Here is a 7819-nt window from a genome sequence, read left to right on the forward strand (position 1 = left end):
CCCCGAGGACGATGCCGCCCAGGACCGCGCCGCCCATGCCGCCGCCCCGGCCGCCCGCGCCGAAACCCCCGCCGTACGGATTGCCGTACGCGCGGACGTCCCGCTCGGCGAGCGCCTGGGCCTGCCGCGCCAGGGAGTCGGCCCGCTGCGCCTCGGCGAGGGCGGCGGCGGGCGTGACGGGGCCCGCGCCCGGCCCGACGGGGCCCTCCGCCCGCTCCAGGTGGCGCTCCGCCTCCGCGAGCCGGGTCCGGGCCTCGGGGCCCACCGCGCCCCGGTGCGTCGTCACCTGGTCCCGGGCGGCGGCGACGGCGCTGCGCGCGGTGAGCAGGGCCTGGCCGAGGAGCGCCCGGGCCCGGTCGTCCTCGCTCTCGCGCTGCCGCGCCCCGGCCAGGGCGTGGTCGAGCGCCGCGTCGGCCTCCTCGACCCGGCGCAGCGCGTCGATCGGGTCGTACGCCCCCGCCGCCATTGCCCGCCCCACCTCCGCCACGACGGACTCGGCCCGCGCGATCCGCCCGCGCAGATCGGCGGTCGGGGCGCCCTCGCCCGTGCCCGTCAGGAGCCCGTGCGCGTCGGCGAGGTCGGCCTCGGTCTCGCTGAGCGCGCCGGGCAACCGCCGCTCGGCCTCGGCGAGTTCACCGGCGAGCCGGACCACGCCCTCGACGAACGTGCCCGCCTGGTCGACGGCGCCCTCCGCCGCGCGCAGATGCACGGCGGCCGTGCCGTTGTCGGCGGTCTCGACGGCCGTGCGGGCCTGGTGCAGCTGGCTCGCGGCGAACGCGAGCCGGCCCTTGGCCTGCGCCACGCTCCCGACGACCGCCTCGGTCGCCGCCGGCGCATACGCCGTCCGCAGCTCCTTGAGCGTCGACTCCGCCTCCAGGGCGCGCGCGTTCACCTGCCGGAGCACCGTCTCGGCGTGCTCCAGGGCGCTCGGCGCGGTGCGCTCCAGGGAGCGCAGCTCGTCGAACGCGGCGGCCTCCGCGTCGAGCCGCCGCCCCGCCTCCGTGCAGCGCGCCACGATCTCGTCGAGCATCCGCCGCCGCGTCGCCTCGTCCTCGGGATAGGCGTCGTCGAGCCGCTGCCGCAACCGGAACGCCGCCGTCAGCTCCGCGCGCGCATACGCCACGGCCGCCGCGAACGGCCGTGCCGCCGCCTCACCGAACTGCGCGGTGGCGAAGCCCAGTTCCTCGGTGCTGGTGCGCACCGCGTCATCGGTTCCGACGAGCAGCTGCCCGGCGCGGGCGTCGAGCTCGGGCAGCGGGGTGAGCCGCTGCCCCTCGCCTCGGCCGCCGGGCGTCGTCCGGGTGGTGAAGCGCCGCTTGCGCCGCCGGTACGCGACCGCAGCGAAGGTCCCCGCCACACCGACCGCGATCACGGGCAGCACCAGGTCACCCGCCACCCCGTCGTCTCGGCCGCCCCCGCCACCCGGATCCGCCTCACCCGGAGTGATCGCGGGCACGGGCACGGGCTCCCCGGCCAGCACGGCCCCGTACCCGTCTGCCGCGCCGATGGCCGCCCCCGCCCAGTCGTGCTGCCGCAGGGCGGGCTCGACGGCGGTCGCGGCGACGTCCCTGAGCTGTGCCTCGCTGAACCGCGAACCCTGCTCGGCCGAGTACGCGTACTGCCGGTCGTGGGTGGCCACGGCAAGGAGCACGTCGTCCGTCCCGAGGCCGTTGCGCTCGGCCGTGGCGTCCGCCCAGTCGCGGGCGGACCGTCCGGAGAAGTCCCGTACGTACGCCACGAAGAGCTGGATCTTCCGGTCGTCGTAGAGCCGGTCGAGCGCGGCGGCCACGGCGGCTCGCCGGTCCCCGAGCGCGCCCGCCTTGTCGGTGATCTGGCCGTCGCGGTCAAGCCGCACGGGATCGTCGGCGGGCGCCGCCCGCACACCGGTCTCGGCGGCCGCGGCGGGCGTCGCGTACGCGGGAGGCGTGACCCCCGGCAGTCCGCAGCAGGCGAGGAGCACGGCCGCCGCGGCTCGTGCGGCGGTGCGTGCCCCCGCGGGCAGCGCGGACAGCCGGGACGACGGGAACGGCGTCACACCTCGCAGCGTAGGGCGGTCCCTGAGGCCTCGCGACCGGGGGCCGAGGGGCCCTACGGGACGTGGCGCACCTCCGGGAAGCGGGGCGACGGGCCGTCCAGCAGGTGGTCGTCCCGGTCGCGCAGCCAGCGGTCGAAGAAGGACGCCACATAGGCACGCTGGGCGGTGATGGCGCGTTTCGGGTCGACGGTGCCTATGTTCTTCTCGATGACGTCCTGGGAGGCTCCGGTCTGCGGCAGGACGGCCGCGAGGTCCGTGTACGTCTGGTGCCGGGAGCCGCGGAGGGTGAAGTCCCGCTTCCAGCCCGGGGTGTGGGACCAGAAGGCGCGCCAGGAGGGCTCGGTGGTGTGGTCGCTGCCCTCGCGGCCCATGAGGAGCAGGGGGCGGTCGACGCCGTGCCGGGCGACCGGGGTGAGGTTCGTGCCCTTCGGTTCGCCGTTGAGCTCCAGGGTGCCGTCCAGATCGACGGCGGCCTTGACGCGCTTGTCCTCGTACATCGTCTCGGCGGCGGCGACTCCGCCCGCGGAGTGGCCGAACATGCCGACGCGCCCGCGGTCGACCAGCCGGGACAGGCCGTGCGGCAGGGCGCCGAGCCGGTCGAGGACGAACTTGTCGTCGGCGACCCGGGTGTCCACGACCTTCTTCAGGAGCTCGGACAGGGACCGCTCGTCCGTCACCTTGGCCAGCGCGTCGCGCATCGGCTTGTCGTCCTTGACCGAGCCGTCGGGGAACTGCACACCGGGTGCCTCATAGGTGTGGTCGACGGTGATCACCACATAGCCGCGGCTGGCCATCTCCTCGACCAGGGAGGTGCCCCAGGTCCGCGGGTCGTTGGCCCCCGCGGAGTAGAGCAGCACCGGGCGGCGGCCGCCGCGGTCGTCGGCCGGGGCGGCCTGCCGGGCGTGGGTGCGCATGCCCGGCCAGTCGACGGCGCCCTTCGCTATGCCGTGCGGTGCCGCGGCGTCCCAGCGCTCGGCCGCGCCCGGTGCCATGTACGGCGCGGGCCGGGGGCTGCCGCCGGTCTTCCGCGCCGGATACCAGACGCTCACCATCAGCTCGCGGTACGGCTGCGAGGTGACCCAGGGGTCGTGGCGGGAGTGGTCGACGAGGCGGGTCGTCACCGTGCCGACGGGGTGCGGGCCGGTCGGGGCGGGCAGGGCGGGGCGCACCGGATCCCCGGCCTTGGCGCGCACCGCGCCCTCCGCCGCCTGCGCGGAGGCCGGGGCGGTGGCCCCGGCCCCCAGCGTCACCGCTGCCGCGAGGCCCGCGGCCACCAGCACCTTCATCGAGCGCGAGCTCCGCGCCGTGCGAATGTCCATGCCTCCATGCTGGCCGCACGCCCGCGCCGGAACCATGGGGGCGATCAAGAGAATCGTCTGGGGGATTACCCCCACAACTCCGCCCGCGAACTACCCGCGCCCCGCCCGAAGGCCCAGGTCCCGCGCCTCGCCCAAGGCCCAGGTCCCGTGCCCCGCCCGAAGGCCCGGACCCAGGCTCCGGTGGCGCCCCCTACTCGCCCCGCCGCCGGATCTTGTTCCCCAGCCAGACCAGCGGATCGTACTTGCGGTCGACCGCCCGCTCCTTCAAGGGAATCAGCGCGTTGTCCGTGATGTGGATGCCCTCGGGGCACACCTCCGTGCAGCACTTGGTGATGTTGCAGTAGCCGAGCCCGTGCTCCTCCTGGGCGGTCGCCTTGCGGTCCAGGCCCGTGTCCGCCGCCGCGTCCAGCGGGTGCATGTCCAGCTCGGCGACCCGCATCAGGAAGCGCGGCCCCGCGAACGCCGTCTTGTTCTCCTCGTGGTCCCGCACCACATGGCAGGTGTCCTGGCACAGGAAGCACTCGATGCACTTGCGGAACTCCTGGGAGCGGTCCACGTCCTCCTGCATCATGCGGTACTCGCCGGGGCCCACGCCGGGCGGCGGCACGAAGGCGGGCACCTCCCGCGCCTTGGTGTAGTTGAAGCCGACGTCGGTCACCAGGTCGCGCACGACGGGAAACGCCCGCAGCGGCGTGATGGTGATGGTCTCCTCGCGCGTGAACACCGACATGCGGGTCATGCACATCAGCCGCGGCCGACCGTTGATCTCCGCCGAGCAGGAACCGCACTTGCCCGCCTTGCAGTTCCAGCGCACCGCGAGGTCCGGCGCCTGGGTGGCCTGGAGGCGGTGGATGATGTCGAGGACCACCTCGCCCTCGTTGACCTCGACCTTGAAGTCCTCGAGGCCGCCCCCGCCGGTGTCGCCGCGCCACACCCTGAAGTGCGCGTCGTACGCCGTGGACGATGCAGCTGTGCTCACTCGTAGAGCTCCTCTTCGGCCAGGTACTTGACCAGCTCCTCCTTGTCGAACAGAGCGAGCAGGTCGGGGCGGATGGGATCGGTGGTGACCCGTGCGAGGTCGATCTGGCCGCGCACCGGGTCGGTGGCCGCGAGGCCTCCGGTCGGGTCGGTGAGGCGGCAGAGCAGGTTCACGCGGCGCCACTCGCGGCTCATCCCGGGGTGGTCGTCACGGGTGTGCCCGCCGCGGCTCTCGGTGCGTTCCAGGGCCGCGCGCGCCACGCACTCGCTGACCAGCAGCATGTTCCTGAGGTCGAGCGCCAGGTGCCAGCCCGGGTTGAACTGCCGGTGCCCCTCGACCCCGGCCCGCCGCGCCCGCACCCGCAGCTCGGCCAGCTTCTCCAGGGCCCGCTCCATCTCGCCCTCGCGGCGGATGATGCCGACCAGGTCGTTCATGGCCTGCTGGAGCTCCTGGTGGAGCGTGTACGGGTTCTCCGGAGTCGCCCCGTCCGAGGGGCCCTCCGCGCTGAACGGGCGCAGGGCCTCCGCCGCCGCGGTGTCCAGCTGCGGCTCGTCCACCAGCGGGCGCACCGCCAGCTCGGCCGCGTACCGCGCCGCGTAGAGACCGGCACGGCGGCCGAACACGAGCAGGTCGGACAGGGAGTTCCCGCCGAGGCGGTTGGAGCCGTGCATGCCGCCCGCGACCTCGCCGGCCGCGAACAGGCCCGGCACGCCCTGTGCCGCCGCCGTGTCGGAGTCGACCGCGACGCCGCCCATCACGTAGTGACAGGTCGGGCCGACCTCCATCGCCTCCGCGGTGATGTCGACGTCCGCCAGCTCCTTGAACTGGTGGTACATCGACGGCAGGCGGCGCCGGATCACCTCGGCGGGCATCCGCGTGGACACGTCGAGGAACACCCCGCCGTGCGGAGAGCCGCGCCCGGCCTTCACCTCGGAGTTGATGGCCCGCGCCACCTCGTCCCTGGGCAGCAGCTCGGGCGGGCGGCGGTTGTGGTCCGGGTCCTCGTACCAGCGGTCGCCCTCCTCCGGTGACTCCGCGTACTTCTCCTTGAAGACGTCCGGAATGTAATCGAACATGAACCGCTCGCCGTCGGAGTTCCGCAGCACGCCGCCGTCGCCGCGCACGGACTCGGTGACGAGGATGCCTTTCACCGAGGGCGGCCACACCATGCCCGTCGGATGGAACTGGACGAATTCCATGTTCAGCAGCGGCGCCCCCGCGAGCAGCGCGAGCGCGTGCCCGTCGCCCGTGTACTCCCACGAATTCGAGGTCACCTTGAAGGACTTGCCGATGCCGCCGGTGGCGAGTACGACGCTGGGCGCCTCGATGACGAAGAACCGCCCGCTCTCCCGCTCGTAGCAGAAGGCGCCGCTGACCCGTTCACCCTCCTTGAGCACGCGCGTGACCGTGCATTCCTGGAAGACCTTCAACCGGGCTTCGTAGTCGCCGAATTCCTTCTCGTCCTCCTGCTGGAGGGCCACGATCTTCTGCTGGAGGGTGCGGATCAGTTCGAGCCCCGTACGGTCGCCGACGTGCGCGAGCCGTGGATATTCGTGGCCGCCGAAGTTCCGCTGCGAGATCCGGCCGTCCTTGGTGCGGTCGAAGAGCGCGCCCCAGGTCTCCAGTTCCCACACCCGGTCGGGCGCCTCGCGCGCGTGCAGTTCCGCCATCCGCCACTGGTTGAGGAACTTTCCGCCGCGCAGCGTGTCACGGAAGTGCACCTGCCAGTTGTCGCCGGAGTTCACATTCGCCATGGCCGCCGCGATGCCGCCCTCGGCCATCACCGTGTGCGCCTTGCCGAACAGCGACTTGCAGATCACCGCCGTACGCGCGCCCTGCTCACGCGCCTCGATCGCGGCCCGGAGGCCCGCTCCGCCGGCGCCCACGACGACGACATCCCATTGCTGCCGCTCCACTTGAGACATCAGAACGCCCCTATTTCGTCTTGCGTATTCGTCGTATGTACGTCGCGTACGTCGTCTGTGTCGTCCGTGCCGTCTGCGCCGTCAGAACAGTGCCGGATCGTCGAACGCGCCGGAGGCGATCAGATACACGTAGAAGTCGGCGAGCGCGACACTGATCAACGACGCCCAGGCGAGCAGCATGTGACGGCCGTTCAGCCAGCCCACCCACTGCCACATGCGATAGCGCACCGGGTGTTTGGAGAAGTGCTTGAGCTTTCCGCCGACGATGTGCCGGCACGAGTGGCAGGAGAGCGTGTACGCCCAGATCAGCACGATGTTCACCAGGAACACGAGCGTGCCGAGGCCCATGTGGCCCCACTCGTAGTGCTCGTCGCGGAAGGCGAGCACCGTGTCGTACGTGAGGATTCCCGCGACCGGTACGGCGGCGTAGAAGAAGTACCGGTGGATGTTCTGCAGGATCAGCGGGAAACGCGTCTCGCCGGTGTACTTGGCGTGCGGCTCGGCGACCGCGCAGGCGGGCGGGGACGCCCAGAAGCCGCGGTAGTAGGCCTTGCGGTAGTAGTAGCAGGTGAGCCGGAAGCCCAGCGGGAAGATGAGGATGAGCAGGGCGGGGGACAGGCCCCACCAGCTGCCGAAAATCTCCCAGTTCGGGCCGTTCTTCATCGGCTCGCAATTGTCCGCGACGCACGGCGAGTAGAACGGCGAGACGTACGGCGCCTCGTAGTAGTCGGAATTGGCGAACGCCCGCCACGTCGAATACACGACGAAGGCGAACAGTCCGGCGGCGGTCGCGGCGGGCTGGAGCCACCAGCGGTCCGTCCGCAGATGGGCAGCGGCGATCGCGGCGCGCGTGCCGTGCCGTACGCCGCCGGGGGCCGTGCCCTTGTTCAGATGGGGTTCGGTACCAGTTGCCAACGAGGCTCCACTCCTTCGTCGACGGGTGGGTTACGACGGGCGCGGGCCCGTGCGGACCGGGGCGGGCGGGCCGGGGCGCGGCTAGGGCGCGCGGCGGTGGCGGGCGCCCAGGCCCTCGTCGTCCGAGTCCGTCCACAGGGAGCTGTCGTACGGGGTGTCCGGCACGGGCACCATCGCGGGCCGTGCGGGGGGCGGGGGCGCCTGGGCCGGGCGCTCGGGCGGGGCGTCGGGCGCCACGGCCGCGCGCAGCAGCGCGACGCTCTCGCGCAGGTGGTCGGTGTCCATGCGGACCCGGCGGAAGTCGACGCCCGCCGTCTCCGGCTCGGCCTGCCGCTCGATCCGGCCCACCGTGCGGACGAGGTCGTCGACATAGCGCTGAATGGCCGTCAGGTCGTCTTGCAGAGCCATGACTTGCCCTCACTTCAAGGGGTGCGGTCGTAAACGCTCATGCGCCTGCGAGTGTCGCGCCTCACATCCCGGCTTGGGAAGGGATCTGTCGTGATTGGGGCCGGGAATGGGGCGGGGTGGCGCATGTCCGCCGGAGCGTGCCCCGGCGCCCCCGGCTGAGCCGCGCCCCGGCGCCCCCGGGTGGGCCGCGCTCCCGCTCTCCCGTGGCCCGGGTCCAGCCTGTCTCTCCCGCCCACCC

The 7819-nt window shown here is 73.0% G+C and carries 6 protein-coding genes; all 6 read right to left on the reverse strand.

The window, feature by feature from the left end; genetic code table 11:
• On the reverse strand, positions 1 to 2035 hold a 2035-nt coding region (locus IG74_RS0143165), incomplete at its 3' end, for a TPM domain-containing protein (RefSeq protein ID WP_051856617.1).
• Positions 2036 to 2088: 53 nt separating this feature from the next.
• On the reverse strand, positions 2089 to 3354 hold the full coding sequence (locus IG74_RS0143170) for an alpha/beta hydrolase family protein (RefSeq protein ID WP_199818977.1): 1266 nt from the start codon (positions 3352 to 3354) through the stop codon (positions 2089 to 2091).
• A gap of 190 nt (positions 3355 to 3544) precedes the next feature.
• Positions 3545 to 4333: a succinate dehydrogenase/fumarate reductase iron-sulfur subunit gene (locus IG74_RS0143175; RefSeq protein WP_030688989.1), complete on the reverse strand. Its 789-nt coding sequence runs from the start codon at positions 4331 to 4333 to the stop codon at positions 3545 to 3547.
• Complete coding sequence (locus IG74_RS0143180; RefSeq protein ID WP_030688991.1) at positions 4330 to 6258, reverse strand: fumarate reductase/succinate dehydrogenase flavoprotein subunit; 1929 nt, start codon at positions 6256 to 6258, stop codon at positions 4330 to 4332. Before IG74_RS0143180 ends, IG74_RS0143175 begins: the two co-directional genes overlap by 4 nt.
• An 81-nt stretch (positions 6259 to 6339) precedes the next feature.
• A complete protein-coding gene (locus IG74_RS0143185) occupies positions 6340 to 7173 on the reverse strand; it encodes a hypothetical protein (RefSeq protein WP_030688993.1) in 834 nt (277 codons plus the stop codon).
• An 81-nt stretch (positions 7174 to 7254) separates the two neighbouring features.
• On the reverse strand, positions 7255 to 7581 hold the full coding sequence (locus IG74_RS0143190) for a hypothetical protein (protein WP_030688995.1): 327 nt from the start codon (positions 7579 to 7581) through the stop codon (positions 7255 to 7257).
• Positions 7582 to 7819: the final 238 nt, after the last annotated feature.

This window comes from Streptomyces sp. NRRL B-1347 (assembly GCF_000720325.1).
Lineage (GTDB): Bacteria > Actinomycetota > Actinomycetes > Streptomycetales > Streptomycetaceae > Streptomyces.